Annotated in this window: 13 protein-coding genes and 2 tRNA genes; 12 read left to right on the plus strand and 3 right to left on the minus strand. The window is 38.5% G+C overall.

Translation table 11 applies throughout. The features are described from left to right. Positions 1-12: 12 nt before the first annotated feature. The 9 genes from JL001_RS15950 to JL001_RS15990 all read left to right on the plus strand — a co-directional run bounded on the left by JL001_RS15950 (position 13) and on the right by JL001_RS15990 (position 15780). On the plus strand, positions 13-1506 hold the full coding sequence (locus JL001_RS15950) for a RagB/SusD family nutrient uptake outer membrane protein (RefSeq protein ID WP_200977845.1): 1494 nt from the start codon (positions 13-15) through the stop codon (positions 1504-1506). A gap of 132 nt (positions 1507-1638) precedes the next feature. Continuing rightward, complete coding sequence (locus JL001_RS15955; protein WP_200977847.1) at positions 1639-2565, plus strand: dihydrodipicolinate synthase family protein; 927 nt, start codon at positions 1639-1641, stop codon at positions 2563-2565. Positions 2566-2609: 44 nt separating this feature from the next. After that, a complete protein-coding gene (locus JL001_RS15960; RefSeq protein ID WP_200977849.1) occupies positions 2610-5327 on the plus strand; it encodes a sodium/solute symporter in 2718 nt (905 codons plus the stop codon). Between the two features lie 17 nt (positions 5328-5344). Beyond that, positions 5345-6919 carry an exo-alpha-sialidase gene (locus JL001_RS15965; protein ID WP_236252849.1) on the plus strand — a complete coding sequence of 525 codons (1575 nt, stop codon included), beginning with the start codon at positions 5345-5347 and terminating at the stop codon, positions 6917-6919. A gap of 118 nt (positions 6920-7037) precedes the next feature. Then, positions 7038-8222 (plus strand): AGE family epimerase/isomerase, encoded by a 1185-nt coding sequence (locus JL001_RS15970; protein ID WP_200977851.1) that lies wholly within the window; start codon positions 7038-7040, stop codon positions 8220-8222. Positions 8223-8392: 170 nt separating this feature from the next. Beyond that, positions 8393-8977, plus strand: a complete 585-nt coding sequence (locus JL001_RS15975) for an RNA polymerase sigma factor (RefSeq protein WP_200977853.1) — start codon at positions 8393-8395, stop codon at positions 8975-8977. A 135-nt stretch (positions 8978-9112) separates the two neighbouring features. After that, positions 9113-10141, plus strand: coding sequence for a FecR family protein (locus JL001_RS15980; protein WP_200977855.1), 1029 nt, complete (start codon positions 9113-9115; stop codon positions 10139-10141). Positions 10142-10278: 137 nt separating this feature from the next. Beyond that, complete coding sequence (locus JL001_RS15985; RefSeq protein WP_236252850.1) at positions 10279-13776, plus strand: TonB-dependent receptor; 3498 nt, start codon at positions 10279-10281, stop codon at positions 13774-13776. 12 nt (positions 13777-13788) lie between these two features. Then, positions 13789-15780: a RagB/SusD family nutrient uptake outer membrane protein gene (locus tag JL001_RS15990; protein WP_200977857.1), complete on the plus strand. Its 1992-nt coding sequence runs from the start codon at positions 13789-13791 to the stop codon at positions 15778-15780. Between the two features lie 134 nt (positions 15781-15914). Here JL001_RS15990 and tnpA read toward each other — a convergent pair whose 3' ends face one another. Beyond that, positions 15915-16355, minus strand: a complete 441-nt coding sequence (tnpA, locus tag JL001_RS15995) for an IS200/IS605 family transposase (protein ID WP_200977860.1) — start codon at positions 16353-16355, stop codon at positions 15915-15917. 116 nt (positions 16356-16471) lie between these two features. Between tnpA and JL001_RS16000 the strand changes: the two genes are divergently transcribed. The 3 genes from JL001_RS16000 (at position 16472) to JL001_RS16010 (ending at position 20152) form a co-directional block, all read left to right on the plus strand. Further along, complete coding sequence (locus tag JL001_RS16000) at positions 16472-16846, plus strand: hypothetical protein (protein ID WP_236252851.1); 375 nt, start codon at positions 16472-16474, stop codon at positions 16844-16846. A 353-nt stretch (positions 16847-17199) separates the two neighbouring features. Next, entirely contained in the window at positions 17200-17538 is a 339-nt protein-coding gene (locus JL001_RS16005; protein ID WP_200977864.1) for a PadR family transcriptional regulator, read from the plus strand. Position 17539: 1 nt separating this feature from the next. After that, on the plus strand, positions 17540-20152 hold the full coding sequence (locus JL001_RS16010) for an ABC transporter permease (protein ID WP_200977871.1): 2613 nt from the start codon (positions 17540-17542) through the stop codon (positions 20150-20152). Between the two features lie 292 nt (positions 20153-20444). Here JL001_RS16010 and JL001_RS16015 read toward each other — a convergent pair. Together JL001_RS16015 and JL001_RS16020 are read right to left on the minus strand one after the other, a co-directional pair. Continuing rightward, positions 20445-20519: transfer RNA gene (locus JL001_RS16015), tRNA-Pro, on the minus strand. Positions 20520-20560: 41 nt separating this feature from the next. Then, positions 20561-20649 (minus strand) — tRNA-Ser (locus tag JL001_RS16020). Between the last annotated feature and the right edge of the window lie 160 nt (positions 20650-20809).

Genomic DNA, 20809 nt, shown 5'->3' on the forward strand with positions numbered 1-20809 from the left:
AATAAAAAAACAATGAAAAGCATTAAAAATATCATATTGTATGGGTTGTTTGGAGCTGGTTTATCAATGGTAACTGCTTCCTGTACCAGTAACCTGGAGCTGACACCGACCAGTGAAATTACAGTCTCAGGCTTTTGGACTTCAGAGGATAATGCTAATGGAGCCCTGAATGGGATGTATGTACGTTTCAGGGATCAGGCGGCAGATAACCTTTTCCTTTGGGGAGAAAGTAGAAGTGGAACCCTTAGCTATGGATTACAGGCATCAGAAGGAAGAGAAAGGTATTTTGAAAATACCTTGGATCCCAATTATGCTGGTCCGGAATGGTTGAGATTGTACTCTATTGTCCATGATGCGAACCTTATTATCAAATATGTTCCTGAAATTCCCTTTACAAGTGAAGACGACAAAAACAAGCTGTTGGCCGAAGCCTACACCATGAGGGCCTATATATATTTCACCATGGCCAAAACATGGGGAGGAGTCCCTTTGGTTATCACGCCGACTGAAGGTTATGATGCAGAAACTACCTTTAGGGAAAGAGCTACTGTTGAGGATGTATTTGTTCAGATCAAGGAAGATTTAAATAGTGCGCTTGCCCTGTATCCAGATAATTCACTTTCTGCAGGTAAAGCTACTTGGTCAAAACCTGCTACCAATGCGCTCAAGGGCGAGGTGTTTCTTTGGTCTGCCAAAAGAATGGAAGGGGGGATCAGCGACCTGGAAATTGCATTACAGGCATTAGAAGAGGCGGAAGTTTCTGAACTGGTATTGCAAGAAAGTTATGATGATATCTTCCGATATGACAACAAAGGAAACAGTGAGATTTTAATGGCGGTGCATTTCAGGGATTTGGAATCCGGGACAAACTATAATGGAAATATGTATATCCGTGATGACCAAATTCCCTCAGGGGCTGATCCAGAAGTATTGAACAAGATAGGCCAAGGTGGTGGCTTGAATCGTTGGGGACCTTCAGCCGTCGTAACTGCTGCCTTCAGCGAGGATGACCAAAGAAAAGAAGCAACTTACTTAAGTATTACCATTCCAAGTGAAGGGGGGACTATGGAACCTTATGCCAATGTCGTGACCAAATTTAGAGGGTATGTCGACCCTTCGGGCAGAAGATTTTTGGATGATGTGGTGCTCTATCGGTATGCAGATTTATTATTGATGATTGCAGAAGCAAAAAATGCTTTGGGACAGGACCCTTCTGAGGAGATAAACCAAGTTAGAGAAAGAGCCTATGGTGACAATTATGAAGCCAACAGGTTTGAGGATTTGGGTCAAGCCGCCAATGACGAAGCGATTTTACAAGAGCGTTTATTGGAATTGGCCTTTGAAGGAAAAAGATGGTGGGACTTGGTGCGTTTTGACAAGGCCTTTGAACTGGTTCCCTCTTTACAGGGCAGGGAGAACCAGCAATACCTCTTGTTATGGCCAATTTCATTGAACACGATTAGTCTCAATTCTAAAATTATACAAAATCCCGGATACGGGAATTAATTGAACGGAGGTTGTCTTAAGCTTTGAAATTGACAATTCTGGGGCATTGAGCTTTCCGAAATGCTATGCAGTGACAACTCATGGGTTTTGATGAAAGATTGAGGCAACCTCCTTTAATCCCTACTTAATCATATGAAATTCGATAAAATAAAAGGGCTTATAGCTGCAACCTTTACCCCGTTTGACCAAAACGGACAGGTCAATACGCCGATGATTCCTGATTTGGCACGATCACTGAAAGCAAATCATATCAGCGGAGCATTTATAGCAGGTACTACCGGTGAAGGAGCAGCAATTACATTCGAGGAAAAGCTTAAACTGTTTGAAGCCTGGGCTCCATTTTCGGATAATCACTTTAAGGTGATGGCCATGTTGGGTGGAACGAATCAAAGAGAAGCGATTTCGCTGGCTCAAAAAGCCAATCAGCTGGGGTTTTATGGTATTTCCTTAACCGCCCCCTATTATATGAGACCCAGCTCCGTAGAGCAGTTGGTGGATTATTTTGAATCTATAGCTTCAGCCGCTCCTGACCAGGCTTTTTATTTCTACCATATTCCCCTTTTGACTAAGGTAGAATTTTCTATGTTAGACTTTCTGGATGAGGCAGGTAGAAGAATACCAAATTTTGCTGGAATAAAGTACACCCACCATGACCTAATGGAATTTAATCGCTGTTTGCGTTACCAAGATGGTAAATATGATATTCTTTGGGGTTGGGATGAGACCATGTTGGCCGGTCTGGCAATGGGGGCACGGGGAGCTGTGGGAAGTACCTACAATTATGCTGCTCCTCTTTATTTGGATATCCTACATGCTTTTGAAAATGGGGACATGATTAAGGCAAGGAACTTACAGCAAAAGTCCATAGATATGATTAGCCTATTTGGTAAGTACGGTGGCGCTGCTTGTGGTAAAGCCATTATGAAATTGATCGGACTAGACTGTGGACAGTTTAGGCTTCCTGTGAAGCAATTGGAAGACAGGCATTATGATCAATTGAGAGAAGAATTAGCTAAGCTGAATTTCTTCGAGTTTAGTATAAAGCAAAAAGAAGTATAATGTCGTGGGGTAGAAATATAGGTAGGCAAATTAACCTATTGTTTATGAGAGCAGGTATATACTTAAGTTATATTTTATTTTTTCTATTTCTTATCCCGGAAGCCCATGGGCAAGCTAGTCCAAGAAGTAGTTTGGGGGATATTGTGTATGGAGCACTTCCGGATTTGCCTCCAGAGGTAAGTAATGGTCTTTCGCTTGGCTATGCAGGAATGTTTGCCGGGGTTCATGAAAATGTTCTTATTCTGGCAGGTGGAGCTAATTTCCCAGAGAAGGAACCTTGGAGGGGTGGAGAGAAAAAATATTATCAAACAGTCCATGTCCTTGAAAAGGAAAAAAATGGTTACCGTTGGGTGGAAGGCTTGGAGCTGCGATTACCAGATCGGATAGCTTATGGAACCAGTATTAGTACCTCACAGGGTGTTTTGTGCATAGGTGGAGAAAATGAAAATACCATCTTTAAAAAAGTTTATTTGCTAAAATGGAATATAGACAAGAGGCAGGTAGAAATTCAATATCTACCCGATTTACCTATACCTCTGACCAATGCCTCTGGAGGTTTGATAGGAAATGAAGTGTATTTAGCAGGAGGGGAAAGTAAGCAAGTATCCGACGCATTTTGGAGTTTAAACTTAGAGTTTGAGCAACAGCAATGGAAAAGGCTCCAAAGTTGGCCGGGTGAGCCGCGTTCTCACACGATGGCAGCTGTTCAGAATAATGGAGAATATGACTGTTTTTATTTATTTGGAGGAAGGAAAAAAAGACAAGATGGTATTAGCGATCTATATAATGATGCATTTTGTTATGACCCTAAATTGAAAGAATGGAAAGAAATCAGCCCTATTAAAGATAATCAAGGAAAGCCCATAACGCTCTCTGCTGGAACTGTGGCAGCACAGGGAGCTGGACATATTGTGTTTTATGGAGGGGTACAAGGTGGGACTTTTAATAAATTGGAAGGTTATGCATCTTCCATCTCTGCTTCCACCGACTCTGTAAAGACTAATTTATTGATCGAACAAAGAAATCGTATTCTGGAAAACCATTCTGGATTTGATGGCAAAGTATTGGTATACCATACGGTAACTGATAGTTGGCAAAGCCTGGATGATCTTCCTTTTAAAACACCAGTGACCACAACTGCAGTTAAGTGGGGAGATAAGGTGATCTTGCCTTCAGGAGAAGTTAATCCAGGAACTAGAAATCCTGAAATCAAAACGGTAAGTTTTCAGAATATGACACAATTTGGTTGGGTCAATTATACCGTTTTGGGCGTGTATTTGGGTTCTTTGGTTTTAATGGGGGTTTTGATTTCTGGAAAACAGCACTCCACGGAAGATTTCTTCAAAGCTGGGGGAAGAGTGCCTTGGTGGGCAGCTGGAATAAGTATCTTTGGCACCCAACTTAGTGCTATTACCTTTATGGCCATACCTGCAAAAACCTTTGCCACGGACTGGACCTTGTTCTTTCTTTTGATGACCATCATTATGGTAGCTCCGGTGATTATTTATATTTTCTTACCTTTCTTTCGAAGGTTAGAGATTACCACAGCTTATGAGTACCTTGAGTTAAGGTATAATCGGACTGTTCGTTTAGTAGGAAGCTTGTTGTATGTTGGACTGCAGATGGGACGTTTGGGAATTGTCCTACTTTTACCTTCTTTGGCTTTATCTGTGGTGACTGGAATTGACGTGACTTTTTGTATATTGATTATGGGACTTTTAAGTATCCTTTATACAGTTCTGGGAGGTATAGAGGCTGTGATTTGGACAGACGTGATTCAAGTGGTTGTACTATTGGGAGGCGCTTTGGTTTGCTTGGGATTCATCTTTTATGAAATCAATTCAAGCCCAGAAGAATTATGGACGCTGATAAAGGAAAAACAAAAGACAAGGGTTTTTAATATGGACTTTGACTTTACAGGAACCAGTTTTTGGGTAGTTTTGATAGGAGGGATTGCCGCCAATATTGTTCAATACGGTAGTGACCAGACTGTAATCCAGAGGTATTTAACTACCAAAAATGAAAAAACTGCTGCCAATGGAATTGCTACAGGGGCATTGATGGCATTGCCTTCAGCATTGATTTTCTTTAGTATTGGGACAGCATTGTATCTTTTTTATAAGTTCAATCCAATGGAGCTTAGTCCTGTAGTAGAAAATGCAGATAGTATTTTTCCATTTTACATTGTAACCCAATTACCGGCAGGGGTTTCCGGATTACTAATAGCTGCAGTATTTGCTGCGGCCATGTCCAGTTTGGACAGTAGCATGAACTCTGTGGCCACAGTAATTACAACGGATTTCTATAATAAACTATTCCCGAAGGATGCTGTTGGAAAAAAATCCCTGGTATTTGCCAGATGGGTAACCATTATTGTTGGGGTATTTGGGACAGGGTTTGCACTGGTAATGGCAGGTTTGGGCATACCCTCATTGTGGGATCAGTTCAATATGATCATTGGTCTTTTTGCCGGAGGACTAGGCGGGGTTTTTCTAATAGGCATGCTATCAGAAAAGGTGAATGGTAAAGGGGCCTTGTTGGGTCTTTTATGTAGTGCAATAGTTCAAATAGGGGTGAAATATGGCACGGATCTGAGTATTCACCTTTACGCCCTGACTGGTCTGACCAGCGCTATGGTAATGACCTATTTGTGCAGTTTCTTTTTTGAACAACATCAAGATCTTCACGGATTGACGGTATATACCTTAAAGGACAAAAAGCAGGCAATAAAAAAAGAGAATCTAGAAGAAGTTAAATTATGATATCAGCAATGTATCGGATGAAAAAAGTAAAAGAAATCAGGTTTGTTCTATTAGGAAGTTTTATGGCACTGTTGTTTTTTGGGCGGTGCACTAGTCAAATACTTGCGCAAGAAAGTGTCGTTCAAGTCAAAGTGAAAGCGCATTACATTCCCTTAATTAAAGGTAAAATCAACGATGTCATCTCTATCGATTTTAAACTGGAAAAGGACATCACCCTGGATGATTTGATGTTAAGAATTGAAGGTGGGGATGCTATGGAGTCTTTGATAGCCTATGAGCTGATTGGTGAAGGTAAGGATAAAAAAAGAATACCAATTGCAGAATTAGTAGAGTTAAAAAATGAGATGAAATTGAGGATTGACAAAGAGTTTTTAGCAGGTGATCATAATTTGGTAATAAGTATCCAGCCCAAGAAAAGTGCCTCCTTATTGGGTAAAGTTGATGTATCATTGGAAAGAATAGATTTCAAAAATAGGGATGCCTCTATTGAACAAGTTGGAATAAATAAACCTCTTCGATTGGCAACCAGTTTAAGAACAGCGGGTGATGATGGAATAGCAGCCTTCCGCATTCCAGGCTTGGTAACCACTGCAAAAGGCAGTTTGATTGGAGTTTATGATGTGAGGTACAATAGTTCTGTGGATTTGCAAGAGGATGTAGATGTTGGAATGAGTCGAAGTACCGATGGTGGTAAAAGTTGGGAGCCCATGCAAATCATTATGGACATGGGAGAGTGGGGAGGTAAGCCTCAGATAGAAAATGGGATAGGTGATCCTGCCATATTGGTAGATCCAATGGATAATACAATCTATGTATTGGCATTATGGATGCATGGAAAACCAGGGAAGCGTGCTTGGTTTAGTTCTGGACAAGGTTTTAGCCCTGAGGAGACAGGACAATTGATGTTGGTCAAAAGTATAGATGATGGGCGGACATGGTCAAAACCTTTAAATATTACTTCCCAAATAAAGAAAAAGGAGTGGAAACTGATGTTTGATGGACCGGGTAAAGGGATTACAATGAAAGATGGTACGCTGGTGTTTGCTGGTCAATTTAAGGATGAAAATGATATGCCTCACAGTACCATAATTTACAGTAAAGATAAGGGTGAAACCTGGCATATAGGGACTGGAGCAAAAACCAACACAACCGAAGCTCAGGTAGTTGAATTGAAAGATGGAAGTTTGATGTTGAATATGAGGGATAACCGAGGAGGATCCAGATCCATATCGGTTACTAAGGATCTGGGAAAAACATGGACTGAACATTCCTCAAGCCGGTCAGCTTTGGTGGAGCCTGTATGTATGGGCAGCTTGATCAGTTATTCAGAAAGCAGAACAGCCAGTAACTCGTCTTATTTATTTTTTTCAAACCCTGCCGCTACGGATGGTAGGTATAATATGACCATTAAGTTTAGCGAAAATGAAGGCAGGTCTTGGTCTGAAGGGCTGCTGTTGGATGGTGGTCATGGTTGGGGATATTCCTGTCTTACAGTCATTGATGATCAGCATTTGGGAATACTTTATGAAAGTAGCCAAGCCCATATGACTTTTCAAATTGTTCCAATCCCTGAAATAGTGAAAGCCAAATAGCTCCAGGTTTTATAATAGGTCAAATCAGGTGAAAGGGCACAAATAGCTTGAACACGATATTCCTAATATAAGATTATCGTGGATGGGATTGCTGTGCCCATACTTTAAGTAGAAAATTATGAATAATGAAATACTCAGAGGATATAGTCAACTATATAAAGAATCCTTATTGAACAATGTGGTTCCGTTTTGGGAAAAATATTCACCCGATCAAACATATGGAGGTTATTATACTTGTTTGGACAGGACAGGTAAAGTTTATGATACCGATAAGTTTGTATGGCTTCAGGGGCGTCAAGCCTGGATGTTTGCTTTACTTTATCAAAATGTGGAACCAAGGGAAGAATGGTTGGAGATCTCTCGGATAGGGATTGATTTTTTGAAAAAGTATGGAAGTGATCAAAATGGACACTTTTATTTTTCTCTTACCCGTGAAGGTAGACCTTTGGTACAACCTTATAATATTTTCTCAGATTGTTTTGCTGCGATGGCATTTGGTAAGTATGGTTTGGTAACTGGTGATACAGAAAGTACCGATAGGGCCGTTCAAATTTTCTCCCAAATACTTAAGCGTAGAGCAAATCCAAAAGGTAAATACAACAAAGTGTTTCCAAAAACCAGAGACTTAAAGAATTTTGCTTTACCGATGATATTAAGCAACCTGTGCTTGGAACTTGAACCTCTTTTGGATTCAAAATTAGTTGAAGAAACTATAGATAACTGCATTCATGAAGTAATGGGTGACTTTTTGGACGATAAGACTTTTTTGATTTATGAAAACAGGACTTTGGATAATGGTTTTTCTGATAGTTTCGAGGGAAGGTTGCTCAATCCAGGACATGCGATTGAAGCGATGTGGTTTATAATGGATATTGCCAAAAGAAGGGACGATGAAGAACTATTGGAAAGGGCTGTAAAAGTGATGCTTGCTCAGTTAGAATATGGTTGGGACTCAGAATATGGAGGGATATTTTATTTTCTGGATGTAAATGGCAATCCTCCACAACAGCTTGAATGGGATCAAAAACTATGGTGGGTTCATTTGGAAACACTTATCGCACTTGCTAAAGGTTACCAATTTACCAGAAATCCACGTTGCTGGGAATGGTTTGAGAAAGTTCATTCCTATACTTGGGAAAAATTTTATGATCCAACAGAAGGAGAGTGGTTTGGGTATTTGAACAGAAGGGGAGAGGTGCTTCTTGATTTAAAAGGGGGGAAATGGAAAGGTTGCTTCCATGTTCCAAGGGCACTTTATCAGGTATGGAAGACTTTTGACTTATGTGAAGATGAAAGTAACTAAATGTAATGTGCTAGGTCATAAAATAAATTTTATGATTTCAAAAACTTTCGTTAAATGAAAAAAAATAACATATAATTATTGTTTTATGAAAAAATAACTAAATTGAAAGATGTAATGAAAGAAATTGGTTGAACAAAAACTTGAAATGATTCCTTATGAACTTTAGTAAGATGGATGATATAGCTTTATGGGAATGCTTTAAGCAAGGAAATGATAAAGCTTTCGAGTTTATCTATAGGTGTCATGCCAAAAGCTTATATGGTTATGGTCATCGTTTTACTAAAGATACTGAATTAATAGCTGATGTAATTCAAGATGTATTTGTGAAAGTTTGGGACTCAAGAAAGAATATTGTTATTAATAAGTCCATCTCATTCTATTTAATAAAAGCTTTTAGGCATTTAATGATTAAAAAGATTAAAGAACTTAACCTGAGTGAATCATTAGATGAATATAATTCTCAAATCAACTTTGAATATTACATGGAGGAAGTTTTAGAGAAATCAAAAATTTCCCAGCACAACAATAGTAGAACATTTTTAGAACTTGAAAAACTTCCTTCTCGACAAAAAGAGGCTATATATCTTCGTTTCATCGAGGAATTGCCCTATGAAAACATATCCGAAATTATGGGAGTAAAGATTCCTTATATCTATAATCTTATTTTTAAAGGGTTGAAAACTTTAAAAGAAAATATTGTTTCTACCAAAACAATTAAAATTTCAGTCTTATTAATTTTGAATTTTCTTCAATAAATAGATTAATTATTTCATTACTTTTTTGTTTTCGAAAGCTTATTTTAACAAAACTGTATTTCTTCATATTTTTTTGCTCTTCAAGGTGAGATCTTACCTTTTTTTTTGCTCTTACAATTGAAATAAAAGAATTAAATGAAAACTTTTTCTAACATAGAAGATTTTCTGGATAATCCACCTTTTAAAGAATGGGTTCGTAACGGCGCATCAGAAGGAGCTGAATTTTATGTAAAATTTATTGATGAAAATCCGGATAAGGTGGAACTTCTGGACAAGGCCCGTCAAATTTTTGAGGGTCTTCAAACAACCTCAATTGATTGGACCAAATCAAATGAAGATGATTTGTTTGATAACATCAAACAGGAAATCAACAAAGATAACTCCACCCTTGTTAACAGGAAGCGTAAGAATTGGTCCACAAAAATTGTCGCTAGCGTTTTCTTTGGCCTAATAGTTTTATTGGCCTGGAATAATGGGTTATTCGAAGGTTTTAGCGATCAAACGCAAGTTCAGGTGGCAGATACTTGGACGGTAAAAGTAACTCCTAGTGGTCAAAAAAATAAAATCTATTTACCCGACGGTACAGTGGCGTTTATGAATTCTGAAAGCACCATTAAATATGATGAGGGATTTGGCCGGAGGCATAGAAACCTTCTCCTGATCGGAGAAGCTTATTTTGAGGTTACTAAAAACAAGCACCTTCCTTTTAAAGTAGCCAGCGGTGAGATAGTCACTGAAGCCTTGGGTACCGCATTTAATGTCAATGCTTACAATCAAAACTCGATCAAGGTACAGTTGACCGAAGGTAAAGTGAAAGTCTATCAAGAAGATTTGGAAAGCAACGATATGGTTTTAGCACCAGGGGAAATGATTTGTTTTAGTGAAAACAAAAAAATGAAAAAAGGAAATTTTGACCTTGAAGGTTCCATCCCATGGGTGGAAGGTGTTCTTTTATTTGATAAAAAAAAGTTTTCTGAAATTAAGGAAGAGCTAGAAAGATGGTTTGGTGTAAAAATTAATCTTAAAAATTTACCAAAAGAAGATTATGAATTTAGTGGGAAATACAAGAAAGCAACCTTGAAAGAGATTCTAGAAAGCATGGAACACGCCATGCAATTTGAATACATAATTGAAAACAAAAATGTAACCATAAGTTTTAACTAAAACGAACTGCCTATGAAAAAGAAAAGCCAATGCAATTAAAACATTGGCCTTTGTCAACAAATAGCAAGTTTCTCAGGCTAGGTCTATTTGCTGGCGTTTTTAATGCAAAACTAATCACATAAAAACCATTCAAATTTATGAAAAAAACATTACATGCGTTACGTATGGTGGGAAAATTCTATCTATACGGGTTTGTAGTCCAGCTACTTTTCCTGAATTTTATTTACGCAGCTCCTTCCAAGGCGCAAGAATCTTTGGATATTACCAAGGTACACCTGAACATACACTTAAAGGATGCCTCACTAAAAGAGACATTTGAAACGATCAGTAAGCTAACTGAATTTGAATTCAGTTATAAAGAGAACCTTTTTAATGGGGCACAACCTGTTACTCTCAATTTTCAGGAAGCGACTTTAGAAAATGTGTTGATTAACTTATCAAGAAGTCATCAGCTTTCTTTTAAACAGGTAAATGAAAATATAAGCGTAATGTCTACCTCAAAAAAGGTAGAAGGGAAAGCAGCCATTATCAAAGATGTGTCCATCACAGGTACAGTAGTAGATGAAAACAATGAGCCAATACCTGGTGTGACCATTATGGAGAGAGACAGTGGGAGAGGAACAGCTACAGATATGGATGGCAAGTATTCCATTACTGTTTCAGAGAACACTTCTTTAACCTTTTCTTTTATTGGATACATCACGCAGGTGATTCCTGTAGAAAGTCAGACAGTAATTGATGTTACACTTCTTGAAGATACCAAAAGCCTGGAAGAAGTTGTGGTTGTTGGTTTTGGAGAGCAGAAAAAGGCAAATCTTACTGGCGCTGTGGCCACTGTTGATTCAAAAGTCCTAGAGTCAAGGCCTGTACAAAATGTTGGACAGATGCTGCAAGGGGTAATTCCAGGATTGAATTTCCAGACTTCAGGACTTGGAGGTGAATTGGACCAAAATTTAAGTTTTAATATTCGAGGTAATGGAACCATAGGTAGCGGATCAAGTTCCTCTCCTTTGGTGCTTATTGACGGGATGGATGGTAATATGAATGCCTTGAATCCTCAGGATATTGAAACAATTACAGTACTTAAGGATGCAGCAGCGGCTTCGATTTATGGTTCCAGGGCAGCTTTTGGAGTGATCTTGATTACCACAAAGAGCGGTAAAAAAGGAGATGTGAAAGTAAATTATAACAACAACTTCCGCTTCTCAAAACCCATGGGTTTACCGGACATGATGGATTCATATACTTTTGCTAATTATTATAATGAGGCAGCTTTGAATGCGGGTAGAACTCCTGTTTTCAGTGATGAAGTAATGGAGAGGATAGTGCAATATCAAAATGGAGACATTGATTATGCTACTGTTCCAAATACCAATGGTGACCGTTGGCAATATTATGGAGGTTCTCATGGCAATACAGATTGGTTTAAGGAACAATATAAATCCTACTCTTTTTCCCAAGATCATAATTTAAGTGTGAACGGAGGTAATGAGAATGCGACCTATTACCTGTCTGCCAATTATTTGGATCAAGGAGGTTTGACTGAATACGGTGGAGATCATTTCAACAGGTATTCTCTTGCAGGGAAAATAGACCTTAAAATTAATGAAAAGGTAAGTTTTAACTACAATTCAAGGTTTGTTAGGGAATATTATACCAAGGCAACTCATCTTAATGACCTTTTCTATCATAATATTGCCAGAAGATGGCCTACCGTACCTTTAATGGATCCAAACGGGCATTTTTCTCAGCCAAGTGAAATTATCCAAATGATAGAAGGTGGAACTCGAGATAACTATAAAGACTACTATTATATTCAAGGTCAGGTAAAATACACCCCGTTAAAAAATTGGAATATATATGCCAGTGGAAATTACAGAATAATCAACCAAAATAATTCCACTAGTACATTGCCTGCTTATTCCTACTCGGTTGATAATGAGCCTTTCCCGATCCCAGTTTATTGGTCAGCAGCTGGTCACACGGCAATTTCCGAATATAATCAGAAAGACAATTACTTCAATTCAAACATTTACTCTGATTATGCTTTTGATTTTGATAGAGGGCATCAGTTTAAGGTGATGGCTGGGTTTAATTCAGAATTAAATAAGTACAGAACGTTAGGCGCGGCCAGAACAGGTTTGATAACACCAACTGTGGTATCAATCAATACAGCTACGGATAATTTCACCAACTCTGGAGAATATAACCATTGGGCGACTGCTGGTTTTTTTGGTCGGGTAAACTATAATTATAATGAAAAATACTTGTTCGAATTCAATGCCCGATATGATGGGTCATCAAGGTTTATAAGAGACAAAAGATGGAACCTATTTAATTCTGCTTCATTGGGCTGGAATATTGCTAGAGAAGATTTTTGGAATATTGAATCAATCCAAATGCTTAAGTTGAGAGGCTCATATGGTGAGTTGGGAAATCAAAATACAGACAGTTGGTATCCATTTTACCTTACTCAGCCCTTTTCGGTCAATAGTGGAGCATGGTTAATCAATGGACAAAGACCAAATACGGCATCAGCCCCTGGTATTATTAGTCAATCCATGACTTGGGAGCGCGTGAAGAGTTATAATGTAGGCTTGGACTTGGGTATTTTGGACAACCGTCTTTTGGTCAACTTTGATTATTACAATAGGTATACTTTGGATATGGTTGGTCCTGCAGAAGAACTTCCCGCTATATTGGGCACTTCAGTTCCAAGAGTTAATAATGCTGATTTAAAGTCTTATGGTTTTGAATTGGAAATTAATTGGAGAGATAAAATTGGTGATTTGTCTTATAATGTGCGAGGAATACTATCAGATGATCAACAGAAAGTGACCAAATACCCTAATGATACCTATAACCTTTCCAATTGGTATAATGGTAGGAAAAGTGGAGAGATTTGGGGATATACTACTGTGGGTATAGCCAAAACTGATGCGGAAATAGAGTCTTATTTGGAAACTGTAAACCAAAGCCAAATGGGCAATAATTGGCAGGCAGGTGATATTATGTATGCCGATATCAATGGTGATGGTACCATCAATAGCGGAAATAATACCTTGGACAATTCTGGTGATAGAAGTATTATTGGAAACTCTACTCCTCGCTATCGCTATGGTCTAGATATCACTGGACAGTTTAGAAATTTTGATTTTAGAGTCTTCTTCCAAGGAATTGGAAAAAGAGATTGGATGCCAAATGGACCTTATTTCTGGGGAGCCGGTGGCCAGAATATGTGGCAAGCAGCAGGCTTTATGGAGCATATGGATTTTTTCAGGGATGAAGATTCACCAATGGTACAGGCAGGAGCTGCCGAAGTCAACTTAGATAGTTATTTCCCTAGGCCGGCCTTTGATCGGGGACAGAACAATCAGACACAGACAAGATATATGCAAAATGCAGCTTATCTAAGATTAAAGAATCTTCAAATAGGGTATTCATTACCAAACCAAGTTATTTCAAGATTAGGCATTTCGAAAGTTAGGCTTTATGTGTCAGGTGAAAACCTGTTGACTTTCACGAAGATGTCTAAAATATTTGACCCAGAGACAGTGGGGCTTAGTGGCTGGAACGATGGAAAGACTTACCCATTCTCGACAGTTTACTCATGCGGTCTGAATATCAACTTCTAAATGCAATACATCATGGTTAATAATAAAAATATAGTTAAGTTATTGATAATAGCCTTGAGTACTTTTACGTTAGGGGCTTGTAATGACTTTTTGGATAGGGAACCTCTGTCAGTAGTAACACCAGAAGCTTTTCTGAACAGTGAGGCTGATATGGCGGCATATACGATTAATGCTTATAACTTTCCGACCCATTCGGGCTGGAATGTTGGTACTTTCGGCTCTGATAATCATACCGATAACCAAGCCGCCACTGATGCCAGCAATATATGGATGCCAGGCGAAAAAAGGGTGCCTCAAGCTGGTGGGGCTTGGGATTTTGGTAGTATTAGAAATATCAACTATTACCTTGAAAATATAGTACCCAAGTGGAAGGCTGGAGCTATTTCAGGTAATAGTGCCAATATTGAACATTACCTTGGAGAAGGTTATTTCCTTCGAGCCTATCAATATTTTGATAAAGTCCAGACCTTTGGGGATTTTCCTATTTTGAAGACCTCTTTGCCTGATGATAAAGCGGTGTTGACTGAAGCGTCCAAAAGGGAAGCTAGAAACGAGGTGGCCAGGTTTATTCTTTCAGATCTTGATTCGGCCATAATGTTATTGTCTGAAAACCCTCCTGGAGGTACCAATAGAATCACCAGAGATGCTGCTCTCCTTTTTAAAAGCAGAGTGGCACTTCATGAAGGCACTTGGCTCACTTATCACAAAGGGACTGCCCATGTTCCCGGAGGTCCAGGCTGGCCAGGAAGTGAAAAAAGCAGCGGTTTTACAATAGATATTGATCAAGAAATCGACTACTTTTTAGGTGAGGCAATGGCTGCCTCTGAGGAATTGGCTGATAAAGTGTCTTTGGAGACCAATACGATGGATCATGGATATAATTCATCTGGGAATCCTTATTTTGCCATGTTTGGGTCTCAGGACTTGACAGGTTATGGGGAAGTATTGCTATGGAGAGCTTATGATCCATCTTTAGGCCTCAATCACAACGTCAATGCTTATGTAAATAGAAGTGGGGGAAATACTGGATTTACAAGAGGATATGTTGACAACTTCTTAATGGCCAATGGACTTCCTATATATGCACCGGGATCGGGGTATCAAGGAGATGATTTCATTGCCGATGTGAAGGAAGGTAGGGACAATCGCTTACAGCTCTTTATGAAGGCTCCGGGAGAGCTGAGAATTAATGACGCTACCAATGCAGACGGGTCGCCTATGTTGATCGACAATCCTGATATTCTTACCATTAGGGAAGAAAGGTATGTGACGGGTTATGGCCTTAAAAAAGGCATGAGTTATCGCAATGACCAGGCCGTTGGTAATGTAGGGGAAACAGGTTCAATTGTATTTAGAGCTACAGAAGCGTACTTGAATTATATAGAAGCATCTTATCTTAAAGAAGGGAATATTAACGGAAAAGCAGACAGTTATTGGAGAGCTATCAGAAATAGGGCTGGTGTTAACCCTGATTACATGATTACAGTTGCAGCTACAGATATGGTTGAAGAAGCAAGAAATGATTTGGGTGCCTATTCTGCAGGTGTTTTGTTGTCAGACCCCATTCTCTACAATATCAGAAGAGAAAGACGGAGTGAGTTGATAGCTGAAGGAATGAGAATGTCTGATCTTAAGCGGTGGAGAGCACTAGATCAATTAAAAACCGACCCATACATTGTCGAAGGGTTCAAGTTATTTGGACCAATGGAGGAGTGGTATGAAGATGAGAATGGGGAAACCACTTTAATTCCTGTGGGTTCCATTGGAACACCGAATGTTTCCAACCCAGGTGAAAGTGAATATTTAAGGCCTTACAGGATTATTTTGTCTTCATCCAACTTTGTACAGGACGGATATAAATGGGCTTATGCACATTACCTCGAGCCTATTGCGATTCAGCATTTTATCATAACCACAACAGATGATTCTGGAGAACCGGAAAACTCTGTGATTTATCAAAACCCTGGTTGGCCATTACAAGCTAATTCAGGAGCGACTGAATAGGTAAGTGTCATGATAATTGATTGAAAATAGAAGGTAAAGTATAGTTAGTCATTATTTTACCTTCTATTTTCTTTTTGACTAAACTACTATGCACTAGAAGTGCATAGGTTTGTTCAAGAATGAAATTTTGATACTTACTCCAGGATAAAATTATCCTGATCGTCAGTATTCGAGATGTCTCGATGGTGTTCTAAATACTCCTCAACCATCTTATCAGTTATATTGCCTGTACTCCAAGCACCATAACCAATAGCCCAAAAATGGCGACCCCAATAGCGTTTGCTTAATTCTGGATAATCCGATTGAAGACGTGGTGAAGTTCGACCCATCATACGCTTTACCAAGTCGCTAATGGAATGTTTCGGGCTATATTCAATATGCATGTGAACATGATCATTACTTATTAGGCCCTTAAGACTCCTAACATCTTCTGCATCACATATTTGTTTCAGCAAATCCCTACAGCGCCGTTGAACATCTCCTCGTAGTACCGGATAACGATACTTGGTAATCCAAACTATGTGGACTGTCAACCAACTGACTGTATGGTTTCCTCGACGATTGCTTGATCCCATTTTCCAATATTGAAAAATTTATCCTAAACTGAGAGCCTTGCATTGAAAGTGCATAGTTTTCACTAGCGATTGAGACCAATAAAAAGGAGGACCAAAATATAAACCTAATGGAACTCTTGGGGAAATCTATCTTTTATAATGCTCCTAAATTAAAGGAGATGGACCTGATGATCTCAGAGAGCTTTATGGGTGATAATTTTGGCCTTGAAGAAATCAAGAAGCATTATCCATACAATGTAACACTTTGTAAAAAAGAGGATATTGATGAGGCTATTCGATCCAAAAAGGAGAATACGGCTTATCTAGTAATGCAGCCTTGTACAATTAGAAATGGTGTATTTTATGTTCCTACTGTTTTTGATGCGGTAAACACTACACTTATGTCAGCAGTGATTCCTTCTAAAGATACCCTTGCACCAAATGCTTATTTGTCCACCAAAAAGAGTTATCAGAATTTAAATAGCGACACGATGGATGCCATTCACAATTAGGTAATGGGTATATACCAGTAATGATCGGTTTAAGAAACATATTGATTCATTGTTTTATGGAGGGGGCAGTCAGTTCCTTCCATTTTTTATTTCAGCTAAATAAAATTATTGATGTCAATTTCATCTGATAGATCCACAGAAATATACACGCTTAATTGGCTCAAATGTGAAATCCAATTGTCAAGGGGGATATTGACTAATTGATTTTTTTCCATAATGGTAATATTGAAAAGCCATTTGCTATCATCTTAAAATAGTTGGAAAGGTTTTATAATACTACAATTAGGAAATTAATATCCAGTATACTACATTTAGGAATTAATTATCATGAACTTTCTGATGGACTATGAATTATGAAGAAATATCAACTGGGAGAATTTGAGGAAATAGTCATGCTTACGGTAGGGATTCTTTATGGGGAAGCTTATGGTATTTCAATCAAGAAGGAAATAGAAACAAGGTTAGATCGTAATGTAAGTGTAGGGGCGTTACAGACCGCACTTAAGCGATTGGAAGATAAAGGCTACCTTCAGTCCCACTCAGGTGAATCGACTCAGGAACGGGCAGGAAGACCTAAAAGGTACTTTGAAATTACAGCATACGGAAAGGAGGCGTTATCCTTTACACGTGATACAAGAAATAAGCTTTGGGATTCGATTCCTAAAATAGCACTTGACCTGAAGTTTAACTAAGATGGATAGTAAAACCCCTCCCAAAAACTTTGTTCGCTTTTTGCGATGGTTTTGTAATCCAGAGCTTCATCCATTTATAGAAGGTGACCTTTTTGAACTTTACAATGAAAGGGTCAAGGAACTGGGTAAAAAGAATGCTGACAGGAAATTTGTTATTGATGTGATCAGGCTGTTTAGACCGGGGATAATCCGTGGTTTCGAGGATTTCAACCCATTTGGCCAACTCGATATGTATAAAAATTATTTTATTATTGCTTGGCGAAATCTGTTAAAACAGAAGCTCTATTCTTTCATTAATATTTTTGGACTGACAATAGGACTGACTTGCTTTATATTGATGTTTCTTTATGTGAAATACGAGTTTTCTTATGATAATTTTTTTCCAAAAAAAGAACGTATATATAGGGTATACCAACAACAAAAAGGAGCCGATTACCTTGGGTCGGATTGCTTTGCACTGACTCCCACAATTTTGGCTGAAAGCCTCGAAAATGAATTGCCTGAGGTCGAATTGGCCACTACAATCTTTGACCGGGAGGTGTTGATAAAGAACGGGGATGATGTTTTTTTTGACAGGGGTTATTGGACAAACAACTCTTTCTTTGAGATTTTTGATCATGAATTCATTCAAGGTGGAGATTTTGGATCCAATACCCACGGTATTGTACTTGCTGAATCTTACGCCACTAAAATGTTTCCTTTTGGCAATGCAGTTGGAAAGGTTGTGGTTGTCTCGAATTTTTTTGGAGAAATAGAGTATGTGGTGACTGGAGTTGTCAAGGCCCCTCCAGAAAATACTTCTTTAGGTTTTAACTATTTGATCAATATACAGTCAGATCCCGAGTATAGTGAAAACTTAAGGAGCAGCAAGTGGGCTGGCAATTCAGCACATACTTTTCTTTTGCTAAAACAGGGGGGTAATTTTAAACAAACCGAATCCAAAATAGCTTCCATTATCCAGAAACATATGGGTTTGGATACTGAAGAGGAAAAAAACAGGACTACCTATTTCTTACAGTCTTTATCAGATATTCACTTATTCAACAAGGCCCACTTTGATTTAGGCCCAAAAGGAGACCCGAAGCATGTCCATTACTTTATGTTGATTGCAGCTGTAATCCTGAGTTTGGCTTGTATCAATTATATTAACCTGGCAATGGCCAGATCCATAAAAAGGGCCAAAGAAGTGGGGATACGCAAGGTTGTTGGGGCAATTAAGTGGCAGTTAATATCTCAATTTATCATCGAGTCTATTGTCCTAGCCTCCATAGCGATGGTGCTGGCATTAATATTGTCAATTTTGCTATTACCGTCCTATAGCAATATACTTGAAAGGGACTTGGAATTGAACCTTACTACAGAGCCATTACTTGTTCCAATTTTGCTGGGCATATTGCTAATGGTAGGGCTAGTGTCAGGAGCCTACCCAGCACTCTTTTTATCCAGGTTAAATCCCTTGAGTTCCCTTAAAGGAAAGTTTACCGAAGGTCCTGGTAAAATTAGGTTACGCTCCCTATTGGTTGTGGTTCAATATGCAGCTTCTATCATTCTCATTATTGGCAGCCTGGTGATCTACCTGCAATTTGAATTTGTAAAGAATAAAGACCTGGGATATAATAAAGAGCAAATTATCATTTTAAAGACACTGTCCCAAGATCTTCAAGAAAACCTTTCTAGCCTAAAAACTGAATTAAAAAAGCACCATAATATTTCATCCTTAACGGTATCCAATGCACTTCCTTACGAAATCAACTCGAGCACAAATGTGAGCTCCAACTCAGGCAGGAGCAATGGAATTACCACATATATCAGTACTTCAGATCACGATTATGTAAAGACACTTGGTTTGAAAATGGCATCAGGGCGTTTCTATTCAGAAGATATTCAAAGTGAAAGGGACAATATTGTAATTAACGAATCGGCAGCCAAGGCTTTTGGCTGGGATGTTAATAAGGCCGTTGGAAAGGAAATTTTCATGGGTGATAATAGAATGACTATCATAGGTGTTTTGAATGATTTTCACATGTTCTCCCTGCACCTAAAGATTCAACCTCTTTTGATTACTTTAAGAGAAAGACGTTTTAATTATGTAATGGTGAAGGTTTCGCCAAATGATTTGGACCACACGGTTTCTTATTTGAAGAAAACTGTTGAACAATATTCTGAGTATCCCTTTAACTATCAGTTTATGGATACTGATTTTGAAAGGCTTTATAAGGCAGATTTGAGATTTGCTAAATTTTTAGGGGTATTTACCATAATTTCTATTGCAGTTGCTTCTTTGGGATTATTTGGCCTAGCAGCTTATACCACCAAACAACGCACAAAAGAAATAGGCATTCGGAAAGTTTTGGGCGCATCTATAAGGACGATCATGGGCTTGATTGCTGTAGACTATGTTAAAATGGTTCTCATGGGTTTTTTGATAGCTGTTCCTCTGGCTTGGTACCTTATGAATTATTGGTTGAAAAATTATGCCTATAAAATTAACTTGGAATGGTGGATCTTTATTGTTGCGGGCATATTGGCAACAGTTATTGCTGTTTTTTCTGTTAGTTTCCAATCTATTAAAGCAGCCATGACTAACCCCGTGGATTCGTTGAGGAATGATTGACCCTTAAATTTTATTAGTAAATGATATGATCTGAAATGGACAGAAAATCGCCACATTAAAAATCGAATCAATGTCTTCTAAATCATTTTAAATAACTTTAAATACAGAATTATAACCTATTGAATTAAAGTTTATTAAATGATATTGTATGTCCGTAATATATAAAATTCAACTGGCCCACGAATAGGATATAGCAATAAGGATTAAATTGATGATTTTTGGATCATTAAAAAATAAAAACCCTCTAAATATATCATTTAGAGGGTTTCAGTTTTCTTTGAAGTGAATTTTGTCGGGGTGGCAGGATTCGAACCTGCGACCTCCTCGTCCCAAACGAGGCGCGATGACCGGGCTACGCTACACCCCGAACTTTTTAATAAAAAAAGGATTCTGATGAATCCTTTGATGTAGAGAGTGGGGGATTCGAACCCCCGGTACGGTTTGACCCGTACGACAGTTTAGCAAACTGCTGGTTTAAGCCACTCACCCAACTCTCTGTGCTACTAGAAAAACACTTGCTGTTTCTCCCTTAAAGCGATGCAAATATAAAAGATTATTATTCATTTTTACAAACTTAGAAACTGAATTAATTAGAGCTATTTGGATTTGTTGTGGAGATGATAAACTAATCTTCTGTGATTCAGTGAGAAAAAAATC

It is taken from the genome of Echinicola sp. 20G (assembly GCF_015533855.1).
Taxonomy (GTDB): domain Bacteria; phylum Bacteroidota; class Bacteroidia; order Cytophagales; family Cyclobacteriaceae; genus Echinicola.